Origin of the sequence: Gordonia sp. NPDC062954 (assembly GCF_044543825.1) — a bacterium.
Classification (GTDB): domain Bacteria; phylum Actinomycetota; class Actinomycetes; order Mycobacteriales; family Mycobacteriaceae; genus Gordonia; species Gordonia tangerina.
This window is the reverse complement of sequence record NZ_JBITWL010000001.1, coordinates 294,228-318,912: the sequence shown is the minus strand read 5'-3', so window position 1 is coordinate 318,912 and position 24,685 is coordinate 294,228. Positions and strand designations below refer to the sequence as shown.

The window sequence follows — 24,685 nt, the reverse complement described above, 5'->3', positions numbered from 1 at the left end:
GATGGGGCGTCACGAGAGTGCCGACGACACCGCAGGCGCGCCGGTTGATGACGTTTTGCCCGAACAGCACGAGGCGGAGGCCGGCAGCACCATCGCCGAAGTCCTGCGCTCACCACGGTTCTGGCTCGCACCGCTGGTTCTGGTGGTGGTGATCATGTCCCTGATGGCCGCGCTCTACATGGGCGCGGTCGCCGATCCGCAGAAAAATCTGCACGATTTCCCGATCGCGCTGGTCAACGAAGATCGTGGCGGTGAGGTCGACAACCCCGACGGCAGCACCAGCACCCAGAACTTCGGCAACGAGGTCGCCGACGGCGTGGTCTCGGCCGCGGCCGCGAGTGGAATCGCCGTCGAGCGCACCGACCGCGTCACCGCGCTGGGCGAACTCAATTCCGGCAAGACCTACGGCGTCGTGGTGATCGGGCCCAACTTCACCAACCGCGCCGTCGCATTGGGGCGGTCGGCGGTTCTGCAGGCCAAACCTGCACCGATGGCCATCGACGTGTTCATCAACCGTGGTTCGGGCACCTTCGCGTCGGCCGTCACCACCACGTTCGCCGACGAGATGTCGGCGCAGGTCAATCAACAGGTCGGCGAGCGGTTGGTGGAGACGGTGCGGCAAACGTTGGTGGCCGCTGACGTGCCCTTCTCCGGGGCCGCACAACTGGCGCTGGCCAACCCCGTCGACGTGCGGGTCATCGAACCGACTCCGCTGCCCGACGGCTCGGGTAACGGGTTGTCGGCGTTCTACTACACGTTGCTGCTGATCTTGGCCGGTTTCACCGGGGCGATGATGGTCAGCGTGGTGGTCGACGGCATCCTCGGCCAGACCCCGATCGAGTACGGGCCGTTCTACCAGTTGCGACAACGGTTGGCGATCTCGAGATGGGGCACCCTTGCCACCAAGTGGACCATCATGGTCTTCGTCGCGGTGATCCAGTCCGCGCTCTACATCGCGGTCTGCACCGCGGTGGGTACGTCGCTGCCCAACGCGTTCTCGCTGTGGATGTTCTCGGTGCTGGTGATCAGCGCCGTCGGCATCTCGGCGAGTTCGATGATGGCGGTCTTCGGAAACCCGGGTCTGATCCTCAACCTGATCTTCTTCGTGATCCTCGGACTGCCCTCGTCGGGAGGCACCGTGCCATTGGAGGCCAGTCCGCGACTGTTCGCCTGGATCGCCGCGATCGAACCGATGCATCTGGTGTACCTGGGCTGCCGCGCGATCCTTTATTTCGATGCCGACTTCGATGCCGGACTGGGGCGATCGGTGATCCAGTGCCTGGTCGGGCTGCTGGTCGGTGTGGCGTTGGGTTTGGGCGGGACCAAGCTCTACGACCGCAAGGGCTGGCACCGGTTCCCCGGCGGGATGACGTTGCCATCGCGTCTGGCACGGTTCGTCGACGGGGGCGGGCCGGCCACCATCACCACGCCGTCACCCGCGCACGTGGCCGGCGTGGCGCCCGAGCGCAGGCGCGCCGACCCGGACTGAGCGCATGTCGCGACGGTCATCGTCGGTGCACGGTGGAAGAATGATCGGGTGAGGTTCTACCGGGATGAGGCCGTGGTGCTGCGCCAGCACAAGCTGGGCGAAGCCGACCGCATCATCACGATGCTCACCCAGGAACACGGCCTGGTGCGTGCGGTGGCCAAAGGTGTGCGACGTACCCGATCCAAGTTCGGCGCCCGGCTCGAACCCTTCGCCCACGTCGATGTGCACCTGTATCCAGGACGCTCACTCGATGTGGTCACCCAGGTGCACACGCTGCACGCGTACGCCGACGCGCTCGTGGCCGATTACAGCCGCTACACCACCGCATGTGCGGTTCTGGAGACCGCGGAACGGCTCGCTGGTGAGGAACGTGCACCGGCCGCACAACTGCACCGGCTGACTGTCGGTGCGCTCGACGCGCTGGCCGAACGTAGGCGACCCAACGAACTCATCCTGGACGCCTACCTCCTGCGGGCCATGCATTGCGCGGGCTGGATGCCCACCCTCGACGTCTGTGCCCGCTGTGCCCAGCCGGGACCGCACCGTGCGTTTCACGTGGCGGCCGGGGGAGCGGTGTGCATCCATTGCCGCCCTCCCGGTTCGGCGACTCCGTCGCCGGGCGTACTGGATCTGATGGATGCGCTCTTCCGTGGCCAGTGGGAACACACCGTGGACGTCAGTTCGTCGTTGCAGCGGCAGGCCACCGGACTGACCGCGGCACATCTGCAGTGGCATCTGGAACGACAGTTGCGAACCCTGCCACTGATCGAACGTGAAGCACCCCATAGGCTGGTGGACACCGCGTGAGAGGAGACGGGCGATGGCGTTACGACCCGGTTCGCGATCCGGGAAGGTCCGACCGGCCGTCACCCGATCGGCAGATGCCGGAGTGCGTCCACCGGATGCACACCCCAGTGGGGCGACGCCACCGGAATTGCCGTCGGAGCTGATTCCGAAGCATGTCGCCCTGGTGATGGACGGCAACGGTCGCTGGGCGCAGGAGCGTGGTCTGCCCCGCACGGAGGGGCACAAGCGCGGTGAGGCCGTGCTGATGGACACTGTGTGCGGGTGCATCGAGCTCGGCGTGTCCTGGTTGTCGGCATACGCGTTCTCCACCGAGAACTGGTCGCGTAGTCCTGACGAGGTGCGATTCCTGATGGGGTTCAACCGTGACGTGATCCGTCGGCGGCGCGACGAGATGAACGAGATGGGTGTCCGGGTCCGCTGGGCGGGCCGGCGACCACGGTTGTGGCGCAGCGTGATCCGTGAGCTCGAGGTCGCCGAAGAGATGACGCGGAACAACACCGTGATGACGCTGACGATGTGCGTCAACTACGGTGGCCGGGCCGAGATCGCGGACGCAGCCAAGGAGATCGCCCGACGGGCGGCCGCCGGCGAGATCGACCCTGAACGCATTACCGAGGCGTCCTTTGCCAAGTACCTCGACGAGCCGGACATGCCCGACGTCGACCTTTTCCTGCGGCCATCAGGGGAGAAGCGGACCTCCAATTTCCTGCTGTGGCAGTCCGCGTATGCGGAGATGGTCTACCAGGACAAGCTCTTTCCTGATTTCGATCGTCGTGACCTCTGGGCGGCCTGCGTCGAATATGCCAAGCGGGATCGGCGGTTCGGCGGGGTGATGTCGACATGACCGAACTCTCGGCGCCGCGATCGACGTGGCCGTCCCGCGTTGCGGCGCTGGTTGCGGAGTTCGGTGAGGTCGTCACCGTCGACGCCGATTCGGTTGTTGTGCAGGTGGGTTCGACTCGTGCCTCGATCAGGGCGCTGGAGCTGGCCGCCGGCCTCGAAGTGCTGACCGTCACCCAGCTGGTCGCATTGGACCTCCCCAACACCGACGCGCTGCGCGACGACGTCGAGACTTGTGATGCGCAGCTGAGTTTCGGTGCGCTGCGTCGATCGGATCCCGAAGGGGTGACCACCGATGTTCTGCAGTACTACACTTTCCCGGCCGGATCGCTCGACGACATGCCGTTGCTGACCGTGCTGCATATGGTGTTGTCGGCGGGAGCTGATGCGGCACAGCAGCTCTCGGGCTAGTGTGACCGCTGACAGTCGGCGCAGTAGCCGAAGACCTCCACGGTGTGGTTGATCTCGGTGAACCCGTGCTCGGCGGCGACCTTGGCTGCCCATTGTTCGACCGGTTCGGCCTGAACCTCCACCGTGGTGCCGCAACGACGGCACACCAGGTGATGATGATGTCCCGACGAGCAGTGGCGATAACGCATCTCGCCGGAGCCGTCCCACAGCACATCGATCTGACCGGCCTGGCTGAGCGCCTGCAGGTTGCGATACACGGTGGTCAGTCCGATTGACTCGCCCCGGGCCTTGAGTTGCTCATGGAGTTCCTGCGCGGAGACGAAGTCGTCGCCCGCGGCCAGCGCATCCGCGATGGCGGCGCGCTGGCGAGTCGATCGGACGCCGGTGACGGGCCGGTCGGTTCGTGCGGTCACCGGGACACCTCGCCATCTCCGGATGCGGGTTCGATCCGCGACGACGGCTCCATCGCGTGGGTCAGGGCGTCGGTGACGATGTGGGCGAGGTGGTCGTCGACCAGCTCGTAGACGATCTCCCGGCCGCTGCGATTGCCGCGCACCACGCCGGCATCCTTGAGCACACGGAGATGCTGACTGACCAACGGCTGACTCAACGACAAGGCGCCCACCACCTCGTGCACACATTGCGGACGCTCCCGCAGTAGCAACACGATGGCGACCCTAGTGGGCGAGGCCAGCGCGCGAAGCAGGTCGCTGGCAGCTTCGTATGCCGCCGGACCCGCAGTACGCGCGTCGGCGCCGGGAGCGCAATCTCGTTCTGGTGAACCCATCGCCCCCATCCTAAAGGAAGTGGTTTTCATTTGGCGGTGGAGTGGATTCCGACAACAGATACCGGTGTGGCTACCCTGTAAGGGTTGCCGTTTCGACATGGTGTTCCTGTGACATGATGCCGAGCCGGTGGCGTCATCCCGAGAACACCGAATCGTTGGAGATCAGTTAACCGTGGCCGCCCAGTCCAACCGCGTTGAAGCCGTCGTCAACCTCGCCAAGCGTCGAGGTCTGGTCTACCCCTGCGGTGAGATCTACGGCGGAACCCGCTCCGCGTGGGATTACGGACCGCTCGGCGTCGAGATCAAGGACAACATCAAACGCCAGTGGTGGCGCACAATGGTGACCGGTCGCGAGGACGTGGTCGGCCTCGACTCGTCGGTCATCCTGCCCCGCCAGGTCTGGGAGGCCTCGGGCCACGTCGAGGTCTTCACCGATCCGCTCGTCGAATCGCTGCACACCCACAAGCGCTACCGCGCCGATCATCTGCTCGAGGCCTACGAGATCAAGCACGGCCACCCACCAGCCAACGGTCTGGCCGACATCAACGATCCCGACACCGGCCAGCCGGGCAAGTGGACCGAGCCGCGCGCGTTCAGCGGCCTGCTCAAGACGTTCCTCGGCCCCGTCGACGACGAAGAGGGCCTGCACTACCTGCGTCCGGAGACCGCGCAGGGCATCTTCGTGAACTTCAAGAACGTGATGACCACGGCGCGTAAGAAGCCCCCGTTCGGCATCGCGCAGATCGGCAAGAGCTTCCGCAACGAGATCACGCCGGGCAACTTCATCTTCCGGACCCGGGAGTTCGAGCAGATGGAGATGGAATTCTTCGTCAAGCCCGGCGAGGACGAGGACTGGCACCAGTATTGGATCGACCATCGGTTCAACTGGTACGTGGATCTGGGCATCGACCCGGAGAACCTGCGGTTGTTCGAGCATCCGAAAGACAAGCTGTCGCACTACTCGAAGCGCACCGTCGATGTCGAGTACAAATTCGGTTTCTCCGGTAACCCGTGGGGTGAACTCGAAGGTGTCGCCAACCGCACCGACTTCGACCTGTCGACCCACAGCAAGCATTCCGGTGAGGACCTGTCGTTCTTCGATCAGGCCTCGGGTGAGCGCTACACCCCGTTCGTCATCGAGCCGGCGGCCGGTTTGACCCGCTCGCTGATGGCGTTCCTGTGTGACGCCTACACCGAGGAGGAGGTGCCGAACGCCAAGGGCGGCATCGACACCCGGACCGTGCTGAAACTCGACCGTCGTCTGGCCCCGGTGAAGGTGGCGGTGCTGCCGCTGTCGCGCAACGAGAAGCTGTCCCCCAAGGCGAAGGACCTTGCCGCGGAACTGCGCAAGCACTGGAACGTCGAGTTCGACGACGCGCAGGGTATCGGCAAGCGTTACCGCCGCCAGGACGAGATCGGTACGCCGTTCTGTGTGACCGTGGACTTCGACACCCTCGACGACCAGGCGGTGACCGTGCGGGAGCGCGACACCATGAGTCAGGAGCGGGTGGCTCTGGACAAGGTCGTGGAGTACCTCGGTGGCAAGCTGCTCGGTTCCTGACCTTCGTGACACCCGATCCCTGTTGAGACCCGGAGCTTGCGGAGGGTCGTCACGAAGGGCGCGTCCAGTGCGACCTGCGGATATCTGTCATAGTTGTGGATGGAGTTGTCGTCGCACGCCCGGGCACGGGGTTCGGACTGTGGTGCGACGAGGAGAGCGAGTGAAGCGGTGACCGTCAGCGGCAAGGTCGTGCACTACGACGCAAATCGGGGATTTGGGTTTCTCGCGCCGGAGTCGGGTGGCGCCGACGTCTTTTTGCACATCAACGACATTGACATCGACGAGACGGCGCTCAAACCCGGTGCCAAGGTGGAGTTCGACGTCGAGGAGACCGACCGGGGTTCCAAGGCGGTCAACGTGGCCGTCACCGAGGCCGCACCTGCCGACGAGGCTCCCGCCGGCCGTCCGCATCGACGTGAGACACACGACCACGGACGTTCGCACGGTGGCGAGCGTCCGCGGCGGTCACGGGGTTCGCTCGACGCGTCGGCTTTCACCGAAGAGATCACGGAGTTGCTGCTCGACTCCTCCGACGACCTGACCGCCGGACAGATCGTGGCGATCCGCCAGCGCATCACCGACTTCGCGGTCGCCCGGGGCTGGGTGCTTGACTAGCTCGACCAGCGTGTCTGCCATTCCGCTCACGGCCGACTACGGTGACGAGGCCGTCGAGCGATTCGTGCCGGAAGCGCCGAAGGTCGCGAGTCTGCCCGGTACCCGCACGGATCATCGCAGCGACTTCGCGCGGGACCGTGCGCGGGTGCTGCATTGCGCCGCGCTGCGTCGTCTCGCCGACAAGACGCAGGTCGTCGGACCGCGGGAAGGCGACACCCCGCGTACCAGACTCACTCACTCGCTCGAGGTCGGTCAGATCGGCCGCGGCATCGCGATCGGACTGGGCTGCGAACCGGACCTGGTGGAACTGGCCGGTCTGGCCCACGACATCGGGCATCCGCCGTACGGTCACAACGGCGAACGTGCTCTCAACGAGGTCGCTGCCGAGATCGGTGGATTCGAGGGCAACGCGCAGAATCTGCGGATCCTCACTCGGCTGGAACCGAAGTTGCTCGACGCGAACGGTCGCAGTGCGGGACTCAATCTGACCCGGGCGTCGCTGGACGCCACCCTGAAGTACCCCTGGACGCGCCGGCCGCCGGCAGTGAAGTTTGGCGCCTACGACGACGACGCGTCGGCGCTGGACTGGATTCGCAACGGCGCCGCGGCGGGCCGGCAGTGTATCGAAGCCCAGGTGATGGACTGGTCCGACGACGTCGCCTACTCCGTGCACGACCTCGAGGACGGGGTCATCGCCGATCGGATCGACCTCCGCACGCTGGCCGATCCCATCGATCAACGTGCCTTGGCCGACATCGGCGTCAAGGAGTTCGAGGGCCTCGAGGCGGGCGCACTCATCGACGCCGCCCAGCGGTTGTCCCGGATGGAGATCGTCATGGCCGCCGGTGGTTACGACGGGAGCCTCGACAGCGCGGTCACGTTGAAGCGGCTCACCAGCGAACTGATCGGCCGGTTCGCGTCGGCGGCGATCACCGGCACCCGCGCGATGGTCGGGGACCGGTCGGTGTCGCGCTATGACGCTGACCTCACCGTCTCGCCGCTGGTGGCGGCCGAGGTCGCCATCTTGAAGACACTTGCGCTGCGGTTCATCTTCTCCAACGAACGACACAAGGCCACCCAGCGGCGCCAGCGCGAACGAATCCATCGCGTTGCGGACTGGTTGACCGCCGCCGCCCCCGGTGGGCTCGACCCGATCTTCGTGCCGTTCTGGCAGGACGCCTCCGATGACGCTGCGCGGCTGCGGGTCATCGTTGATCAGATCGCGTCGATGACCGAGGGCAGGCTCGAACGTTCGGACCGGCAGAACTCGGGAGCTCAGGCACACCTCGGCTGAGTGTGAGTAGGGCTGCGGCGACGCGGCGTGCACTCACTACACTGGTCGGCGTGCCAGGCCGAATTCCCGATCGTGACATCACGGCGATCCGTGAGCAGACACGCATCGAGGAGATCGTCGGTGATTACGTGGCGCTGCGCCGGGCCGGGGCCGACAGCTTGAAGGGGCTGTGCCCGTTCCACGATGAGAAGTCCCCGTCGTTCCACGTTCGGCCGAATCACGGACACTTCCACTGTTTCGGCTGTGGAGAGGGCGGCGACGTCTACAGCTTCCTGCAGAAGCAGGAGCACATCTCATTCGTCGAGGCGGTGCAGCAGCTTGCCGATCGCATCGGTTACCAGATCCATTACGAGGGCGGCGGCACCGCGATCATCCGTGACCGCGGAACCCGAGCACGCCTGGTGGCGGCCAATGCCGCCGCCCAGAAGTTCTACGCACAACAACTTCAGTCGCCGGAGGCGCAACCCGCCCGCGACTACCTGACCGAACGGAACTTCGACGCCGCCACCGCTGCGACGTTCGGTTGCGGATATGCGCCGGCCGGTTGGGACACCATGACGAAGGCGCTGCTGTCCCAGGGCTTCGAATTCAGCGAACTCGAAGCCGCCGGGCTGTCCAAGCAGGGGCGGAAAGGGCCCATCGACCGGTTCCATCGCCGACTGCTGTGGCCGATCCGCAATCTCGGCGGCGACATCATCGGCTTCGGGGCGCGCAAGTTGTTCTCCGATGACAACCTCGGCAAGTACATGAACACCCCGGAGACCATGCTGTACAAGAAGTCTCAGGTGTTGTTCGGGCTCGACCACGCGAAGAAGAACATCGCCAAGGGGCACCAGGTGGTGATCGTCGAGGGCTACACCGATGTGATGGCGATGCATCTCGCGGGCGTGACCACCGCGGTGGCCTCGTGTGGGACCGCATTCGGTGAGGACCATCTGGCGCTGTTGCGACGGTTGATGATGGATGACTCGTATTTTCGCGGTGAGGTGATCTATACCTTCGACGGTGACGAAGCCGGAAAGGCCGCGGCGCTCAAAGCTTTCGAAGGCGAGCAGAGTATCGCCGGACAGACGTTCGTGGCGGTGGCGCCCGAGGGGATGGACCCCTGCGAACTCCGGCAGGAACGTGGTGACGCAGCGGTGCGTGATCTGGTCGCTCGGCGGGTACCGATGTTCGAGTTCGCGATCAAGGCCTTGTTGGGCAGTCATGATCTCGACACCGCAGAGGGTCGCGTGCACGCATTGCGCGAGACGGTTCCGGTCGTCGCGCGGATCAAGGACGTCGCCCTGCGCGATGAGTACGCGCGGCAGCTTGCCGGCTGGGTGGGCTGGGAGGACGTGGCCCAGGTGCTCGGACGGGTACGTGAGGAGGGCGTGCGATACGCCCGGGCGACGGGCGGCGCAGCGCGCAACAGCGGGCGTTCGGGGCAGGTCACCTCCATCCGGCGCCAGCGACCGGAGGCGGCATCGACGCCGCCCACCGCGCGACCGCTGGCCGCCGACCCGCGTTTGTGGCCGCAGCGCGAAGCGCTCAAGGCGGCACTGCAATACCCGGCCGTCGCCGGGACCGTCTTCGATTCGCTGCCGGTGCAGTGTTTCACCGAACCCGCATATGCCTCGATTCGAACGGCGATGTCCGCGCTCGGTGGCACGTCGGCCGGTATGGGCGGCGCCGAGTGGGTGGATGCGGTGCACAACGGCATCGACGATCCGGTTCTCGGTCCGTTGGTGACCGAACTCGCCGTGGAGTCGATGCCGGTCACCGAGGACAACATCTCCCGGTACATCAGCAGCGTGTTGGCGCGGCTGCAGGAGGTCTGGGTCGGAGCCCAGATCGCCGACATCAAGTCGCGGCTGCGTCGGATGGCGCCGGGCGAGGACCCGGATGGCTACAACGCAGTGTTCGGGGACCTGGTGGCCTTGGAGGCCTACCGGCGCAGTCTGCTCGAGCAGGCCGTCGATCCCGACACCGGAGTCGGGTGACTTGTTCGGTCAGGTTGCCGCGGGTCATCACGCGGCGGTCGCGTTCCTCGCGCCCGGGCGGAGCTGCTCGGGGAAAAGTGGCCGGTGCGGGTCGTCGGCGTTGAAGGTGCAACCCCCGCCGTAGGTGTGCGGGCCGCGACAACGGTCGGGTGCCGGTTTGGGCCGTCCCCAGATGTGATCGGTTCCCCGCATGTTGTGCCCCCTTCGCGACCGTGCGTTGGGAGAATTATCACCCGACCTGTCCGACCGGGCAGGTCGGCGAGGCGCCACTGTGGCGCTCCTCACCAGTCAAGCCTGGGTGGTCAGGCCTGGGCGATGGCCGTCGTGAGCCATTGGGCCAGCCAGCTCACGGCGTTGTTGCCGTTGGCGTCGACGACCAGTGACCCGTAGCGAACGTGACTCTCACCGGAATAGAATTTTCCGGCCGAGACCGCGTCGGTGACCAGGGTGGCCGGGTCGGTGATCGCGTACTTCGCGACGATGCGGGTCACCGCGGTCGCCGAGTTCTTGAAGTCCGGTGACACGACCGGCATCCCGGAGCCCGCCTGCGGTGTGGCGGACACGACGCCACGGGCGACCTGGCCGAGCTCGCGGCCGAGGCGGGCGACCTCGGCGCGCGTATGCCCGGTGACCGGTAGGGTTTTGGCGCCCGCGCGCTGTCCCACCTCGGCGGCGGCCACCCAGGTCAGCTGTTGGATTCGGCCCACCAGGTCGGCGGTACGTTCCACGTCGACATGGGAGAGTCCCGCCGCGACCACGGACATCGCCTTGGCGAATCCGGTCTCGTCGGGGATCAGTGCGAGAACGGCAGAGATCTCGGCGAAGTCGACCGCCGCGGCGAGGGTCACCAGGGGTCGCAGGTCGGCGTTGAGCTCGGTGGCGGTCGCGTGCGCCGCCGCGAGGTCACCATCGGCGGCTTGTGGCGGCAGCGCGGCCAACCCTGCCGCGATGCCGTGCAGATCGAGTGAGGCCAGTGTGCCGGCGGCAGTCGCCGCACGGCGGACGGCGCGCACGGCCTGGTCCGGTGTCTTGCCCAAGGCCGACCCCAGCTGACCGAGGAATGGGTTCTGCCGCTTGTCGATCGAGCAGTAGAGGTCGGCGGGAGCGCAGATCGATGAGACCCGTCCGGCCAGCGTGCCCATGCCGGCCGGGCGTGGGTCGGCGATTCCGACGCCGTCGGCTCGTGGTCCGACGACGGTTTCGCCGCGGGTACCCGCACGTGGGTCGGCCAGCAGTGCGACGGCGAGCACTTTGTCAGGGGTGACCGGGCCGATCCGGTTCCCGATCGCCGACGCGAGGTCCCCGGCAGCATCCGCGCCTTGGCTGTAGCCGGTGATCGTCACCTTCGCTGTCGGATGTCGGGCGGTGAAGTCACGCAGGATGCGGGCCGCGTTGTCCAGAGCCGTGGCCTTGCTCACTCCGTAGCTCTCTCCGTTGTCGAATGCGCGAGCGAGGTAGGGCAGGAAGTAGATGTGCGCAGAGGTGCCGTGGTCGCGACGGATGCGTTCGGCGATGGGCTTGAGGGCGCCGATCGGGGTGCTGGGATCAGCGGTCTCATCAGTCTCCCAGGTCCCCGGGATGAACAGGTTGAACGTCGGCGCACCATGCGCATCAGCGGGCGCGGGCGCAGGGGCGGTCAGGAGCCCGACGGCGACCACCGAGAGTGCCGTGAGGCCGATGATGGGCATGGACGTACGCCACCGTCGGGTGGTCGTAATGCTTTCACTTGTGTTGATTCGGAGCGACTTTCGGGGAACACGAACGGCAAGCGTCATCGAGATTTCCGCGAGTGGGGGAGGGGGAGGTGGACCGGTGGGCCGATCCGGGCAACTGTGTCGTGGTGAAGGTCGATGTGATGATCTCGAACCCTACCCCGCGCCGGTTTGGATCGGGAAACTTTCCCCCCTTTGGGTGACACCGCGCGTGTCGTCGCGGTGAACACTGTGAGTCAGGCTGGCGTGCAGAGGGTTTGGAGTTGCCCGAGTGGCCTCGTGGGGACGGTGGTGCCGGTGGGGTACCACCGAGCCGTCGCGGTTGGGCACGCGAAGTGCTGTGCCGGAGTGTCGAATCCGGCGTCGTTGACTTCGTTTGGGAAACGAACGTCCAGTTTGGTGCACCGACGTCTCGGAGTCTCTGGTGGGGCGGGCGGGGCTCGAACCCGCGACCTACGGATTATGAGTCCGCGGCTCTAACCAGCTGAGCTACCGCCCCCGGCATGAGCGCTGCGCATGCCCGACGCTGCACATTACCGCACCGGCTCGCCGACCTGGTCGGCGCCGCGGCGCAACACGGCACACTAGACTGCAGGGAATCCACAGCGGATGACACGAGCACAGTGACGAACGAGGAGCGCATGGCCGGGGGCGACGGGGCGAGCGAAGACCGCGACCTCCCCGAAAGTCTGGTCGACGTGGCGGGCCGACGTATCCGCGACGCGATTCTCTCCGGTGGACTCTCCCCCGGGGCGAAGATCGTCGAGGAGACTCTGTGTGCCGATCTCGGCATCAGCCGAGCTCCGGTGCGTGAGGCGCTGCGCCTGCTGGCGCAACAGGGCCTGGTCGAGCATCAGCCGAGGCGTGGTACGCGGGTCGCGGAATGGTCTCCCCGCGACATCGTGCAGCTCTTCGAGTTGCGGCAGGTGTTGGAGAGGTTCGCGGTGGAGTCGGCGCTCCCGCTGAACGACCCGGTCGAGCAACTCGCGCCGGTGCGGGCGGCGGTCGAGGAGATGAAGACGGCCACCGATGACCTCGCCAAGGATGACGCCCATCGACATTTCCATGCTGCGGTGGTGGGTCTGGCGGGTAATCGGCAGCTCGACATCGCACTCGAGCCCATTCTGCTCAAGCTCCAGTTGCCGATGGCGGTGAACCTGCGGGCGGAGACCGTGGACCATCACGGACCCGATGACGGCTTTCGGCGTCATCTGGCAATCCTCGAGGCCTTGGAGACCAACGATCCGGTCGCCGCGGTGGCCGCGTTGCGTGACCACAAGCATCTTCGGTACCTCGATCTGGCTGCGCCGCCGGGGGATACCGCGACGTAGCTGCGGGGCGTGCACCGGTCCGTCCGCCGTCGACCCGCCTCGGCGTCGCTAACACAACCGGCACACAGACGATCCGCGGCCGCCACATATTCTGTCGGCAATCGACGCTATGGAGATTGGTGGTCGGTCCCTTAGGGGACCTGCACTCGGCCCGTCCGTCGCGGAGATCCTCGCTAATCATGTGTCCGGCAGTGGGTCGCCGACACGGACTGCGCGGATCGTCGCCGACGCGATCGATGCACGCGGCGACGACGGCACTTGGCTGTCGACCGTCGGTCGCGAGGACCTGCTGGCCGCGGCGGCAGATCTCGAGAGACGTCCCGGGGCCCGGGCGCTCCCGCTCTACGGCGTCCCTTTCGGGGTCAAGGACAGCATCGACGTCGCCGGGGTGCCCACGACGCTGTCGTGTCCGGACTATGCCTACGTCCCAAAGATGACGGCGCCGGCGGTGCAGCACCTGCTCGACGCGGGGGCGCTCTATGTCGGCAAGACCAATCTCGACCAGTTCGCCACCGGGCTCAACGGCACCCGAACGCCGTACACGGTGCCGCGCAGTGTGTACGGCGGACAGATGATCTCGGGTGGGTCGAGTTCTGGGTCGGCGCTCGCGGTCGCCCTCGGTGAGGTGCCGTTCGCGGTAGCGACCGATACCGCCGGCTCCGGGCGAGTGCCCGCCGCACTCAACGGGGTCCTGGGATACAAACCTTCGCGAGGGCTCATCAGCACCGTGGGGCTGGTGCCCGCGTGTAAATCCCTGGACTGCATCACCACGATGGCCGGTGCATCGACGATGTCGACCGGGTGATGGCGGTGATGGCGGGTCGTGACGACGACGATCCGTGGTCGCGTAGCCCGGGACCGAAGTACGCCGGCGGCCCGATTCGGGTGGGCCTGCCGCCGTTGTCCGAACTGGAGTTCTTCGGTGACGAAGCCATGCGCGCGGCGCATCTGTCATTTCGGGACAGGTTGATGCACAACGGGTTCACCGCGGCTGTCGACATCGTCGAGGTGTCGCTGGCGCCGTTTCTGGCGGCCGGTGAACTGCTCTATGCCGGACCGTGGGTGGCCGAGCGCCTGGTGGTGTTCGGTGACTTCCTCGCCCAGCGGCCCGACGCCATCATCCGGTGGTGCGCGACATCCTGCGCAGCGGCCAGAAGTACACCGCCGTCGACGCCTTCGCCGCACTGCAAGAACTCCAGCAACTGCGCGCCCAGGTTGCCCGCACATGGCGCGATCTGGACTTGCTCGTGACGCCGACCATCGGTCGCACGTTCACCGTCGAGGAGGTACTCGACCAACCGATCGAGACCAACACGATGCTCGGTCACTACACCCATTTCGGCAAAGGCGTGTCCCGTGGCCCAACCCGTGACCATCGCCGCCCTACCCGCACCGCTGCACCTCGACATCGCACGTACCGCTCTGGTCATCATCGACATGCAACGCGACTTCCTGCTGCCGGGTGGTTTCGGCGAGACCCTCGGCAACGATGTGTCGCGGCTACAGCAGGTGGTCGCACCGTTGGCCGAGCTACTCGCCGCCGCGCGTGCGGCCGGGATGCTGGTGATCCATACGCGCGAAGGTCACCTGCCGGATCTGTCCGACTGTCCACCGGCCAAGCTCAACCGCGGGACGCCGGCCAAACGGATAGGCGATCCCGGTGCATACGGCCGGATCCTGATTCGGGGCGAATACGGCCACGACATCATCGACGAGCTGGCGCCGGTCGGTGGCGAAGTGGTGATCGACAAACCCGGTAAAGGCGCCTTCTACGCCACCGACCTCGACACCGTGCTCGCCGAACATGGCGTCACCCAGCTCCTCGTCACCGGCGTCACCACCGAGGTGTGCGTGCACACCACCACCCGCGAGGCCAACGACCGCGGATACGAATGCGTCGTCGTATCCGATTGCGTCGGTTCGTATTTCCCAGAGTTCCAGCGAGTGGGCCTGGAGATGATCGCCGCGCAGGGCGGGATCTTCGGCTGGACCGCGCCGAGCGGCGTGCTCGTCGCCGCCCTCACCGATCAGCCGGCAGCGTCGCCGACGTCACCAGTGCCCGACTCCGCAGTCTCCTGAAGCGGGCACGTCACCTGTTGCCGAGAGGATCGAACCACCGATGAGTACCACCACCGACCCCGCTCCGCCCGCCGACCCGGCGTCGTCGCCGGCGCCACCGCCCGTTCCGTGGTGGACCCGCGGTGACACCAATGCGTTCTTCGGACTCGGATTCAACATCCTCGTCAACGTGCTCACGCTGACGGGGCTGATGATCGCTGTCGTCCAGATTCCCGCCGGCGACGTACTGGGCACGGTGCTGCCGGCGCTTGGCGTCGCGCTGATACTCGGCAACCTGTACTACACATTCCTCGCGCGGCGCCTCGCCAAGCGCGAACGGCGTACCGACGTCACCGCGTTGCCGTACGGACCCAGCGTGCCGCACATGTTCATCGTGGTCTTCGTCGTGATGTTGCCGGTCTATCTGACCACCAACGATGCGATGCAGGCCTGGGAGGCCGGGCTCGCGTGGGCGTTCATGATCGGTGTTATCGCGATGATCGCGCGTTCGTGGGGCCTTACGTACGCAAGCTGACGCCGCGCGCGGCGATGCTCGGCACGCTCGCGGGTATCTCGATCACGTTCATCGCCATGCGCCCGGCCGCCCAGATGTGGGAGGTCGCCTGGATCGGTCTGCCGGTGTTGGCGATCATCTTGATCGGTTTTTTCACCGACGTGCGGCTGCCCGGCAACATTCCCGTCGGGCTGGCCGCACTGTTGGTGGGCACCGCGATCGGCTGGATCGGTGGCTACATGTCGGTGCCCGATCTCGAGCAGGCCGTCTCCGACATCGCGGTCGGGATTCCGGATCAACGCTTCGACATGTTGTTCTCCGGACTCGGTGACCTCGCGCCGCTGCTCGGTACCGCCATACCGCTGGGCGTCTACAACTTCACCGAGGCGATGAGCAATGTGGAGAGCGCAGCCGCGGCAGGCGACAACTACAACCTGCGCAGTGTGCTGTTGGCCGACGGTGCAGGCGCCTGTGTCGGCGCGGCCTTCGGTTCGCCGTTTCCGCCCGCGGTCTACATCGGACATCCCGGCTGGAAAGACGCCGGCGGTCGGGCCGGCTACTCGTTGGCCAGCGGGGTGGTGATCGGGGTCCTCTGCTTCGTCGGCCTCTTCGGTGTGTTGGAGGCGTTGCTCCCGGTTCCCGCGATCGTGCCCATCCTGCTCTACATCGGTCTCTTGATCGGTGCGCAGGCATTCCAGGCCGTTCCCAGGATTCATGCGATCGCGGTGGTCGCTGCGATTCTGCCCAATCTCGCCGAATGGGGCCGGGGAATGATCGACAACGCGCTGAGCGCGGCGGGCACGACCGCCGAGGAAGTCGGCGCCGAGGCGCTCGGCAACGCGGGTCTGGTCTACGACGGCCTGAAGACGCTGGGCGAAGGCGCGGTCCTCGTCGGCCTGGTGTTGGGCACCATCGTCACCTTCATCCTGGACAAGAAATTCCACTTCGCCGCGATCGCTTGCGCCGTGGGTGCGGTGCTGTCGTTCATCGGGCTCATTCATGCGCCCGAGGTGAGCTGGGCGGCCGCCCCGGAAGTCGCACTGGGCTACCTCTTCTTCGGTCTGGTGTGCATCGCATACTGGTTCCTGCCCAACGCGCGGACACCCCGCACCTTCGACGAGGCGGACGTCGTGGCCGGGCACTGACCTCACACGGTTCGGCTTCATGCGGGTACGGGGCGCCGGAGAACGGGCGTGCAGGCGTTTTGTTCTCCGGCGCGTCCATGCGCTAGAGTCATCACTCGGTTCGAGAGCATTCCCCCATAGCTCAATTGGCAGAGCATTCGACTGTTAATCGAACGGTTACTGGTTCGAGTCCAGTTGGGGGAGCAACACAATCCCCCGTCACCTGCACCAGGTGGCGGGGGATTTCGGCTCTCCGGGATGCCCGGATCAGACCTCGGCGGCCTCGCGGTGGCGCGCCAGATCACGGCGCAGTTCGGCCACCTCGGTGCGCAGCGTCTGGATCTCGGCGGACGTCGCCGCCGCGTTGGCCTCGTCGTCGTCGGCGACACGCTGGACGATCCACGACGCGATGGTGGCGGTGACGACACCGATCACACTGATCCCGCCGAGCATGAGCAGTCCGGCGATGACCCGACCCGTCGTGGTGATCGGGTAGTAGTCGCCGTAGCCGACGGTCGTCACCGTGGTCATGGACCACCAGAGGGCGTCGCCGAAGGAAGTGATGGTGGCATCGGGAAGGCGGCCCTCGGTCTCGTAGATGGCCAGTGATGCCACGTAGATCAGGAGTAGGGCGCTGGCCGCCGTGTAGATCACCACGCGGCCTCGGATGGCGCCGCCGAGCGCCTTTTGCAGCACGGTGATGAGGATCAACAATCGCAGCAGCCGGAGTGGGCGCAACATCGGCAGGACAACGATCGCCAGGTCGGCGAGATGGCGCCAGAACCACGACCAGCGATCGGGGGTGATGGCCAGGCGTACGACGTAATCGATCGCGAAGCAGGCCCAGGAAGCGAAGATGACGACGTCGAGCACTGTGTTCATCGTCTCGCCGGGATCGGCGAGCACCTGCAATGAGTACGCGGCGAGGAACAGCACCGCCATGGCCACGAGGGGCCACTCGGCGCGTCGTTCCCACCCGGCGAGCGGGTCATGTCCTCCGACGGCAGATGCCCGGCGCTGGTGCGCGGCGGTGTCGGCGGTGTCCATGTCGAGTGCACCTTTCGTCTCGTCGGGGCACCGCGACGTGATGAGGTCGCGGCGGGTCTCGCGGGATCTCTCAAACGACCGCGCCGCCCAGGGCGGGGCAGGTCGTCGGGGGTGACCTGCCCCGCCCTGGGCGGCGCACTTCCAAAGACTACCCGACGCGGACGAATACCTCAGCCGGGCGGCCCCGGCGCGTCGTGTGCAGTCGGCGCTCGGGTGATGGGCTCAGCTCTGTTCATCCCAGATGCCGGTGGCCTCCAGGTGTCTGGTCAGGCGTGCGGCACCGTCGACGAACTGTCGTCGCGTCTGCTCGACCACCTGGGTTCGGTCTCCGGACCGATACGCCTCGATGAGCTTCGCATGCGAATCCACCGCCACCTCGCCCCATTCCGGGTCGGTCGCGTACAGCTGCGCCGGGGTGTACCGGGTGGCGCTGAGCAGGAACCAGGCCAGTTTGCCGCCCGACGCGATCAGATTGTGCACGCGGTGGAAGTCGAACTCCGCGCTGGCGACCTGACTGCCGTCACCGGAGGTCAACGCGCTGCGCAGCTGTTGGTTGTGCCATTCGAGGTCGGCGATCTGCTCGGGGGTGATCGCGTCTGCGGTACGCAACGCCAGTTTGACCGCGATCTCGCCCTGCAACCAGAACAGGTCCTCGACATCGGTACGGCTGAGTTCGGCGACGATGTAGCCACGGTGCGGCGCGAGGTTGACCATGCCCTCGCCCCGTAGGGTGAGCAAGGCCTCACGGACCGGCGTCACACTGACGCCGAGCCGCTCGGCCGTCTCGTCCATGCGGACATAATCACCGGGCCGCAGCGTGGCGGTCATGATCTGCTCACGCAGGTGGGCGGCGACCTCCTCGGAGAGCTGTGGCCGCCGGCGCAGACGTGGCGACGTCGAGCGCGCCGGACCCTCAGAGCCCGTAGGTCTTGCCGATGATGTCGCGCTGGATCTCATTTGTGCCACCGTAGACGGTCGAGATGATTGCACCGCGCATCAAACGCTCGGCGTCGAACTCGGTTGCATAGCCGTAACCACCCATCATCTGCATCGCGTCGATCGTCATCCGCTTCGACGTCTCGGTCGCCTTGAGCTTGGCCATCGAGGCCTCGCGCGGCAACAGCTTGGTGGGGTTGTCATCGGCCTGCCGGGCCACCGAGTACACCAGCTCCCGTGTGCACTCGATCTCGGTTGCGAGGTCGGCCATCCGGTGGCGCAGCGCCTGGAAGGTGCCGATCGGTCGACCGAACTGCTTACGGTCGGTGATGAACGCCAGAGTGTCGGCGAACGACCGTTCGGCCACGCCGAGTTGCATCGCGGCAAGGATCAGACGCTCGGTGTTGAGTCCGGCCATCAACTGGTTCCAGCCATTGCCCACCTCGCCGACGACGGCCGAATCGGGCACCTCGCAATCGGTGAAGTACAGGTCGTTGACCTCACGGCCGCCAAGGGTGTCGATGCCCTTGATCTCCAGACCCGGAGTGCCGGCGGGGATGTGGAATTGGGTCAGGCCCTCGTGCTTCTTGTCGGTCTTCTCGGTCCGTGCGATGAGCAGGATGGACTTGGCGAAGTGTGCATTGGAGCACCAGGTCTTCTGCCCGTTGATGACCCAGCCGCCGTCGACCTTCTCGGCCCGGCACGACAGATTGGCGACGTCGGAGCCGGCCTCGGGCTCCGACATCGAGATGGACAACGAATCGCCGTCGACGACGCCGGCCAGCACATTCTTCTTCAGCTGTTCGTCGGCGAACTTCTCGTAGGCGGCGGCAGTGATCAGGGTCGGGCCGATGCCACCGATCGGCGCGTTCCCGCGCATCGCCTCCTGCAGCAGGATGCACATCTCCACGTTGCCCGCGCCGGCGCCGCCGAAGTCCTCGGGAACCACGATGCCGGTCCACCCGAGAGCGGCCATTTTGCCGTAGAGCTCGGGCGAATGTAGTTCCGCACCGTTGTCGGTGAGCGCGTCACGTTGTGCACGGGTACCGGCTTCGCGTTGGCAGAAATCGGCGACGGCCTTGGCAAAAGCGGTCTGTTCGTCGGTGAAGGACACCATTGCTTGATCTGGCCTTTCGTGATGATCGGGCGAGCGATGCTCGATGTTGGGCTAGAAAGTATCACATCAAATATATGTAAGCAGGATAGCGGTGACCTACAACACAATCGATGCCCGCTACATTGGTCGCATGCCAAAGTCTCAACGGCCGACCTCGACCGACGAAGGCGGCATCGACGTCGCAGCGGCTGCCGATTCTGCCGGCACCGACTCGTCATCGGTCACCGATCGCGACCTCGATGATTCCCGGACGACGGAGGACATCACCTCTCTTGATGGCGATGACTTCCTCGCCGTCAACCGCTCGAAGCGCGACCGGCTACGAGCCGAGGCCGAGTCCAAAGGAGGGCGGCGCGGGGGTCGATCACGTGGCGGGTCGGATTCGGCCGACCGGGTTCCCGGAAGGGTTGCCACCGGCGGCGGGGGCCGCGGCACGCGCATCGCCTTGATCATTCTGGTCGCGCTCTCGGCGCTACTGGCCGTGACGACGGCCTACTTCGCCTACGCCTGGGTGCAGGCCGAGGATCGCGCCGACGCGGCGGGGCCGTCGGCAGCCACTCGCTCCGAGGTCATGCGCATCGCGCGGGATTATGCGGCCACGGTCGCCACCTATGATCCGGCTCGCTATGACGATCTCGACCGTCGCATTCGCGAGATCTCCACTCCGGAATTCGCGAAGACCTACATCACCTCCTCGGCGGATGCGCGGCGCGGCAACGCCTCGGTCAGTGGCACTTCGCGGGCGGTTGCCAATGATGCGGGCGTGGAGTCATTGTCCGACGGCACCGCGGTCGTGCTGGTGACACTCGATCAGACGGTCACCTCTCCGGAAGTGAGTTCGCAAGTGCCCGAGGGTATCCCATACCAGTCTCGGGTCAAGGTCACGTTGGAGCGACGCGACGGCCGATGGCTACTGGCTGATCTGGGCACCGTCTGATTGCCTGGGGGCGTGGTCGGCCAGGAGTAGCCGCAGTCCCAGGCTGCTGACGCGCTCGGCCGAGGGTCGACGGCGGGGGCGGGTCAGGTCCATCGTGACATTGAGTGCTGCCTGAACCAGAAAGCGTGCCTGCACCGGAGTCAGCTCGGGTCGATCGCGGGTCAGCCAGCCTGCCCACTCCTCGACGTTGATCCGTTGCTGGGCGCGCAGCTCGGTGCGCTGGCGCGGTTCGATGTTTCCGATCTCGCTGGCGTAGACGGCGAGGATGTCGTTGTTTGTGCAACACATGTCGCAGTAACCGGTCACCAGCGCGACGATCGCCTGTCGGGGGGTGGCGGCGCGCGCGAGCGCATCGGAGATCATCGCCGTGACGCGGTCCGATGCGCGCCAGAACGCGGCCTGCAGGATCGCGGCCTTGCTCTCGAAATGGCGGTACACGCCGGACGGGGGCAGATCGGCGGCGCGCGCGATGTCGTCGATGGTCACCTCGCGGAATCCGCGGGCGGCGAAGAGTCGGATCGACTCAGCCAGCAGCACCTCACGTTTCGACGTGGGGGACAGCCCGCCGGCGGGTCCGATCCTCGGTGTGGATTCGGGCGGGAGCTCCACATCCGTCAGTGACATCGCGGCGTCGGTGATCAGCGTCACGATCTGTCGTGCGGCCAGGACCGTCCGGTGAGTGGCGGGACTGGCGACTGCGCTGGTCATGGCGGCGGTGATGAGATCTGCTGCGGCACCGTCGAGATCCGGCCGGCACGCATACAGGACGCTGCGTATACGACGATGCTGGTCGACCACCACCGTCCGGACATACCGGGCGTCGTCGTCGACGAGGTAGTCGGCCTCCCAGTGGTAGATCCCGCCGGTCCGGCGGTTGTCCACGGCCGCTGCCGTGAGTGCGCCGAGCAACCCGCGCAGCTCGCCGGCGGGGTCTTCGGGCGACGACGGCACCGCGGCGGTTGCTGCTGCCAGGGCGCCGGCCAACGAGCGCGCGGTCTCGGCGAAAAGCGCGTACTTGTTCGGAAAATGCCGGTAGAGCGCGGGCGCGGAGATGCCCGCGGCGTCGGCGATGTCGTCGAGACGCACGGCGTGATACCCGCTGTCGCTGAAAGCCTTCGCGGCCACGCGCAGGATGACATCGCGCCTATCGGCCGGCCGGCGCCGTGGCTTGCGGCCCTGCGGGGCAGCCGGAGTCGACGAACGTGAAGCCATGGGATGCGAGCTTAGCCGGAGTCGATCTTCTCCACCCGTGATTTCTTTGTTTGGGACAAAAGTCCAGGAAAAAGGGTATTTACGTAAAGGAAAGTTAATGAGTATTCTCGTGATCTAGGTCGCACTGTGGTAGTACTGTGGGCGTCGATCCACCCGTGACAGGCGAGGGCGACAAAGCTGAGGAGTGAGGCGAACAGTGAGCGAACACGACGCTGCCGTGGACGAAGTGCGGGCCGAGGTCGACGCACGAGGGGTGGCCCGGATCGAGATCGACCGGCAGCATCGGATGAATGCGCTCAACGGCGCAGCCACCCGCACGATCATGGACGCGCTCGGCGAGTGGTCCCAGCGCGATGACGTGCGGGTGGTCATCATCGACGGCGTCGGCGGCAGCTTCAGCACCGGCGCCGATGTCATCGACATCGCGCAGACCGCGGGCGGCAACCCGACCGGTGGCCTCGATGCCACGCAGGCCCGGGGCGTCATCTCCGGCGGCTCCGAGCTCGCCCGTGCAGTGCGTGCGGTCCCGGTTCCGGTCATCGCGTCGGTGGACGGGCCGGCGGTCGGCATCGGTGCATCGTTGGCGATGGCCGCGGACCTCGTCTATGCGACCGAACGGTCCTACTTTCTGCTGGCCTTCATCAACATCGGACTGATGCCCGACGGCGGGGCATCGATGCTGGTGGCCTCCTCGATCGGGCGCGCGCGTGCCAACACCATGGCGCTGTTGGGTGAAAAGCTGCCGGCTGCGGAGGCTTTCGGTGCAGGGCTGCTCAGCGGGCTGGTCGCCGACCGTGCCGCGCTCGACGCCACTGTCGACAAGGTCATCGGAAAGCTGGCCGGCACGTCGACCAGCGCGCTGCGATTGACCAAGGCGGCGCTCGACGCCCACACGATGGGTGACTTCGAGGCCGCGCTCGACCGGGAACTCGACGGGCAGACCGAGCTGCTGCAGTCCGCCGAGTTCCAGGCTGCGATGGCGGCCTTCGCGGGCAGCGCCACATCCTGACGCGTCGGACCCTCGGCCGTGTCGCCGACCGCCACCCGACCGACATCGACACCAGCACAACACCCAACGCGACCTGCGAGAGCGGCGCACGACTGGAGGAGTATCCCCAATGACCGCAACCATCGACCCGGCCAGCGATCTGACGACCGAGCCACTGCGGTCGCGGCGTAACCACTGGAACAACCAGGTGCGTCGGCACGCCTTCATGACACCGGACGGGCCCGCGCTGAAGTTCCTCGGTCAGGTCACGACCTGGCGTGAGCTCGATGAGCGCACCCGGGCATTCGCCGCTGCGCTGAACCGCCGGGGCGTCGGATTCGGCGACCGCATCCTGTTGGTCATGCTGAACCGCACCGAGTACGTGGAGGCCACACTCGGTGCCAACCTCATCGGTGCGATCCCGGTCCCGGTCAACGTCCGCATGAGCCCCGCCGAGATCGCCTTCCTCGTTTCCGACAGCGGCGCGAAGGTGATCGTCACCGAGTCGCTGCTCGCACCGCTCGCCGACGCCGTGAGCGCGTCCACCGGAGCGATCGATTCGCTGATCGTGGTCGGCGACACCGACAACGAGGCACATCTCAAGTACGAGGAACTGATGGCGGAGGATGCCTCGGAACTTCCCGAGATCGACATCCCCGAGGAGACCGTCGCGCTCATCATGTACACCTCGGGTACCACCGGAAAGCCCAAGGGCGCCATGCTGACCCATCAGAATCTGCAGGCGCAGGCGGTGACCTGTCTGCAGGCGCTGCAGACCCGGTCCGACGACATCGGTGCCTGCGTCGCGCCGATGTTCCACATCGCCGGCCTCGGTGCGATGACCCCGCTGTTCTACATGGGTGCGCTCTCGGTGATCCACCCGCTGGGCGCCTTCGACCCGAACGACATGCTCGACACCCTCGAGCGTGAGGGCACCACCTCGATCTTCCTGGTGCCCGCACAGTGGCAGGCGGTGTGTGCCGCCCAGCAGGCCAAACCACGTGACCTGAAGTTGCGTGTGATCAGCTGGGGTGCGGCGCCGGCATCGGACACCGTGCTGCGGGCCATGAGTGAGACCTTCCCGGATGCGCTCAACGTGGCCGTCTTCGGCCAGACCGAGATGGCGCCGATCACCTGTGTCCTCGAGGGCAAGGATGCGCTGCGCAAGATCGGGTCCATCGGCAAGGTGGTGCCGGCCGTCACCGCACGCGTGGTGGACCCGGAGATGAATGATGTCAAGCGCGGCGAGGTCGGTGAGATCGTCTACCGCGGACCCAACATGATGAAGGGGTACTGGCAGAATCCGCAGGGCACCGCGGATGCGTTCCGCGGTGGTTGGTTCCACTCCGGCGACCTGGTGCGCGAGGACGAGGAGGGCTTCCTCTACGTCGTCGACCGTGCGAAGGACATGATCATCTCCGGCGGTGAGAACATCTACTGCGCCGAGGTGGAGAACGCGCTGTTCGGCCACGACAAGATCGCCGAGGCCGCGATCATCGGTCGCGCACACGAGAAGTGGGGTGAGGTGCCCGTCGCGGTGGTGGTGCTCGCCGAGGGTGTCGACGACCTCACGCTGGCGGAGATGGAGCCCTACCTCAACGAGAACCTGGCCCGGTTCAAGCATCCCAAGGATCTGGTCATCGTCGACGAACTGCCGCGCAACGCCGGCGGCAAGGTTGTCAAGCCTTCGCTGCGGTCCTCCTACGGCAGCAAGGATGCCGGCCTGGCCAACTGAACACGTTTGTGTGGGTAACCACACGGGGAACTGACATCCACGCTGGTTGTATCCACCGTGGATGTCAGTTCCCTTTGTGGTTTGTGGAGCGCCGAATACCAGACTAGAACACGTTCCATTTTTCCGGGAAAGTGACTAGGGTCTCTCCTAGATCGTCCACGTCTGGCGGGGGGCGATTCACGTCAGAC

At 66.2% G+C, this 24,685-nt stretch carries 20 protein-coding genes, 2 tRNA genes and 2 pseudogenes; 16 read left to right on the top strand and 8 right to left on the bottom strand.

Translation table 11 applies throughout. The annotated features are described in order from the left end of the window. Position 1 precedes the first annotated feature (1 nt). From ACIGKQ_RS01470 to ACIGKQ_RS01455, 4 genes are read left to right on the top strand one after another with little or no spacing between them, the layout of a single operon-like run. Positions 2 to 1,489, top strand: coding sequence for a YhgE/Pip domain-containing protein (locus ACIGKQ_RS01470; protein WP_235722680.1), 1,488 nt, complete (start codon positions 2 to 4; stop codon positions 1,487 to 1,489). A gap of 48 nt (positions 1,490 to 1,537) precedes the next feature. Further along, positions 1,538 to 2,296 (top strand): DNA repair protein RecO, encoded by a 759-nt coding sequence (recO, locus tag ACIGKQ_RS01465; protein ID WP_235722681.1) that lies wholly within the window; start codon positions 1,538 to 1,540, stop codon positions 2,294 to 2,296. A gap of 13 nt (positions 2,297 to 2,309) precedes the next feature. After that, a complete protein-coding gene (locus ACIGKQ_RS01460; protein WP_235722682.1) occupies positions 2,310 to 3,140 on the top strand; it encodes an isoprenyl transferase in 831 nt (276 codons plus the stop codon). Further along, positions 3,137 to 3,547: a hypothetical protein gene (locus ACIGKQ_RS01455; protein WP_266062891.1), complete on the top strand. Its 411-nt coding sequence runs from the start codon at positions 3,137 to 3,139 to the stop codon at positions 3,545 to 3,547. Before ACIGKQ_RS01460 ends, ACIGKQ_RS01455 begins: the two co-directional genes overlap by 4 nt. Here the strand turns inward: ACIGKQ_RS01455 and ACIGKQ_RS01450 are convergent. After that, the gene (locus ACIGKQ_RS01450; RefSeq protein ID WP_235722684.1) at positions 3,544 to 3,960 is read right to left on the bottom strand and encodes a Fur family transcriptional regulator; all 417 of its coding nucleotides are present in this window, start codon (positions 3,958 to 3,960) and stop codon (positions 3,544 to 3,546) included. The two genes, ACIGKQ_RS01455 and ACIGKQ_RS01450, sit on opposite strands and share 4 nt — an antisense overlap. Further along, the gene (locus ACIGKQ_RS01445) at positions 3,957 to 4,334 is read right to left on the bottom strand and encodes a helix-turn-helix transcriptional regulator (protein ID WP_235722685.1); all 378 of its coding nucleotides are present in this window, start codon (positions 4,332 to 4,334) and stop codon (positions 3,957 to 3,959) included. The genes ACIGKQ_RS01450 and ACIGKQ_RS01445 overlap by 4 nt, the downstream gene beginning before the upstream one ends. Before the next feature lie 172 nt (positions 4,335 to 4,506). On the opposite strand from ACIGKQ_RS01445, the gene ACIGKQ_RS01440 reads away from it, so the two are divergent. From ACIGKQ_RS01440 to dnaG, 4 genes are all read left to right on the top strand, one after another. Further along, positions 4,507 to 5,895, top strand: coding sequence for a glycine--tRNA ligase (locus ACIGKQ_RS01440; RefSeq protein WP_266062893.1), 1,389 nt, complete (start codon positions 4,507 to 4,509; stop codon positions 5,893 to 5,895). Positions 5,896 to 6,063: 168 nt separating this feature from the next. Continuing rightward, the gene (locus ACIGKQ_RS01435; RefSeq protein WP_266062894.1) at positions 6,064 to 6,510 is read left to right on the top strand and encodes a cold-shock protein; all 447 of its coding nucleotides are present in this window, start codon (positions 6,064 to 6,066) and stop codon (positions 6,508 to 6,510) included. Positions 6,511 to 6,520: 10 nt separating this feature from the next. Then, on the top strand, positions 6,521 to 7,804 hold the full coding sequence (locus ACIGKQ_RS01430; protein WP_372512447.1) for a deoxyguanosinetriphosphate triphosphohydrolase: 1,284 nt from the start codon (positions 6,521 to 6,523) through the stop codon (positions 7,802 to 7,804). Positions 7,805 to 7,854: 50 nt separating this feature from the next. Then, a complete protein-coding gene (dnaG, locus tag ACIGKQ_RS01425; protein WP_396572032.1) occupies positions 7,855 to 9,786 on the top strand; it encodes a DNA primase in 1,932 nt (643 codons plus the stop codon). Positions 9,787 to 10,088: 302 nt separating this feature from the next. Here the strand turns inward: dnaG and ACIGKQ_RS01420 are convergent, their stop codons facing one another. Beyond that, entirely contained in the window at positions 10,089 to 11,474 is a 1,386-nt protein-coding gene (locus tag ACIGKQ_RS01420) for a cutinase family protein (RefSeq protein WP_396572031.1), read from the bottom strand. A 446-nt stretch (positions 11,475 to 11,920) separates the two neighbouring features. After that, positions 11,921 to 11,997, bottom strand: a tRNA-Ile gene (locus ACIGKQ_RS01415). Positions 11,998 to 12,139: 142 nt separating this feature from the next. Between ACIGKQ_RS01415 and ACIGKQ_RS01410 the strand changes: the two genes are divergently transcribed. The 5 genes and pseudogenes from ACIGKQ_RS01410 to ACIGKQ_RS01390 all read left to right on the top strand — a co-directional run bounded on the left by ACIGKQ_RS01410 (position 12,140) and on the right by ACIGKQ_RS01390 (position 16,729). Further along, a complete protein-coding gene (locus ACIGKQ_RS01410; protein ID WP_396572030.1) occupies positions 12,140 to 12,829 on the top strand; it encodes a GntR family transcriptional regulator in 690 nt (229 codons plus the stop codon). 109 nt (positions 12,830 to 12,938) lie between these two features. Next, positions 12,939 to 14,172, top strand: a pseudogene (locus tag ACIGKQ_RS01405) (amidase family protein); the annotation flags it as partial. Positions 14,173 to 14,185: 13 nt separating this feature from the next. Beyond that, positions 14,186 to 14,908, top strand: coding sequence for a cysteine hydrolase family protein (locus tag ACIGKQ_RS01400; protein WP_287016772.1), 723 nt, complete (start codon positions 14,186 to 14,188; stop codon positions 14,906 to 14,908). A 40-nt stretch (positions 14,909 to 14,948) separates the two neighbouring features. Next, a pseudogene (locus ACIGKQ_RS01395) lies at positions 14,949 to 16,546 on the top strand (regulator). A 110-nt stretch (positions 16,547 to 16,656) separates the two neighbouring features. After that, positions 16,657 to 16,729, top strand: a tRNA-Asn gene (locus ACIGKQ_RS01390). A 63-nt stretch (positions 16,730 to 16,792) separates the two neighbouring features. Here ACIGKQ_RS01390 and ACIGKQ_RS01385 read toward each other — a convergent pair. The 3 genes from ACIGKQ_RS01385 to ACIGKQ_RS01375 form a co-directional block, all read right to left on the bottom strand. Beyond that, positions 16,793 to 17,572: a potassium channel family protein gene (locus ACIGKQ_RS01385; protein ID WP_372474973.1), complete on the bottom strand. Its 780-nt coding sequence runs from the start codon at positions 17,570 to 17,572 to the stop codon at positions 16,793 to 16,795. A gap of 222 nt (positions 17,573 to 17,794) precedes the next feature. Beyond that, positions 17,795 to 18,529, bottom strand: a complete 735-nt coding sequence (locus ACIGKQ_RS01380) for a GntR family transcriptional regulator (RefSeq protein ID WP_235722695.1) — start codon at positions 18,527 to 18,529, stop codon at positions 17,795 to 17,797. Next, a complete protein-coding gene (locus tag ACIGKQ_RS01375) occupies positions 18,486 to 19,625 on the bottom strand; it encodes an acyl-CoA dehydrogenase family protein (protein WP_235722696.1) in 1,140 nt (379 codons plus the stop codon). The genes ACIGKQ_RS01380 and ACIGKQ_RS01375 overlap by 44 nt, the downstream gene beginning before the upstream one ends. A gap of 130 nt (positions 19,626 to 19,755) precedes the next feature. Between ACIGKQ_RS01375 and ACIGKQ_RS01370 the strand changes: the two genes are divergently transcribed. Further along, positions 19,756 to 20,562, top strand: coding sequence for a hypothetical protein (locus ACIGKQ_RS01370; protein WP_396572027.1), 807 nt, complete (start codon positions 19,756 to 19,758; stop codon positions 20,560 to 20,562). Here the strand turns inward: ACIGKQ_RS01370 and ACIGKQ_RS01365 are convergent. Then, positions 20,536 to 21,774, bottom strand: coding sequence for a TetR/AcrR family transcriptional regulator (locus tag ACIGKQ_RS01365; RefSeq protein ID WP_396572026.1), 1,239 nt, complete (start codon positions 21,772 to 21,774; stop codon positions 20,536 to 20,538). The genes ACIGKQ_RS01370 and ACIGKQ_RS01365 overlap by 27 nt on opposite strands. Positions 21,775 to 21,970: 196 nt before the next feature. Here ACIGKQ_RS01365 and ACIGKQ_RS01360 point away from each other — a divergent pair, with 196 nt between their 5' ends. Together ACIGKQ_RS01360 and fadD5 are read left to right on the top strand one after the other, a co-directional pair. Further along, positions 21,971 to 22,783, top strand: a complete 813-nt coding sequence (locus tag ACIGKQ_RS01360; RefSeq protein WP_235722699.1) for an enoyl-CoA hydratase-related protein — start codon at positions 21,971 to 21,973, stop codon at positions 22,781 to 22,783. Between the two features lie 109 nt (positions 22,784 to 22,892). Beyond that, a complete protein-coding gene (gene fadD5 / locus ACIGKQ_RS01355) occupies positions 22,893 to 24,497 on the top strand; it encodes a fatty-acid--CoA ligase FadD5 (RefSeq protein WP_396572023.1) in 1,605 nt (534 codons plus the stop codon). The last annotated feature ends 188 nt before the right edge of the window (positions 24,498 to 24,685 follow it).

Bases quoted from the DNA above. Each gene is read 5' to 3' on its own strand.
- ACIGKQ_RS01385 (WP_372474973.1), bottom strand. From the start codon at position 17,572: ATGGACACCGCCGACACCGCCGCGCACCAGCGCCGGGCATCTGCCGTC.
- ACIGKQ_RS01365 (WP_396572026.1), bottom strand. From the start codon at position 21,774: ATGGCTTCACGTTCGTCGACTCCGGCTGCCCCGCAGGGCCGCAAGCCA.
- ACIGKQ_RS01445 (WP_235722685.1), bottom strand. From the start codon at position 4,334: ATGGGTTCACCAGAACGAGATTGCGCTCCCGGCGCCGACGCGCGTACT.
- fadD5 (WP_396572023.1), top strand. From the start codon at position 22,893: ATGACCGCAACCATCGACCCGGCCAGCGATCTGACGACCGAGCCACTG.
- ACIGKQ_RS01410 (WP_396572030.1), top strand. From the start codon at position 12,140: ATGGCCGGGGGCGACGGGGCGAGCGAAGACCGCGACCTCCCCGAAAGT.
- ACIGKQ_RS01380 (WP_235722695.1), bottom strand. From the start codon at position 18,529: ATGAGATCCAGCGCGACATCATCGGCAAGACCTACGGGCTCTGAGGGT.
- ACIGKQ_RS01470 (WP_235722680.1), top strand. From the start codon at position 2: ATGGGGCGTCACGAGAGTGCCGACGACACCGCAGGCGCGCCGGTTGAT.
- ACIGKQ_RS01375 (WP_235722696.1), bottom strand. From the start codon at position 19,625: ATGGTGTCCTTCACCGACGAACAGACCGCTTTTGCCAAGGCCGTCGCC.
- ACIGKQ_RS01460 (WP_235722682.1), top strand. From the start codon at position 2,310: ATGGCGTTACGACCCGGTTCGCGATCCGGGAAGGTCCGACCGGCCGTC.
- ACIGKQ_RS01455 (WP_266062891.1), top strand. From the start codon at position 3,137: ATGACCGAACTCTCGGCGCCGCGATCGACGTGGCCGTCCCGCGTTGCG.
- ACIGKQ_RS01420 (WP_396572031.1), bottom strand. From the start codon at position 11,474: ATGCCCATCATCGGCCTCACGGCACTCTCGGTGGTCGCCGTCGGGCTC.
- ACIGKQ_RS01370 (WP_396572027.1), top strand. From the start codon at position 19,756: ATGCCAAAGTCTCAACGGCCGACCTCGACCGACGAAGGCGGCATCGAC.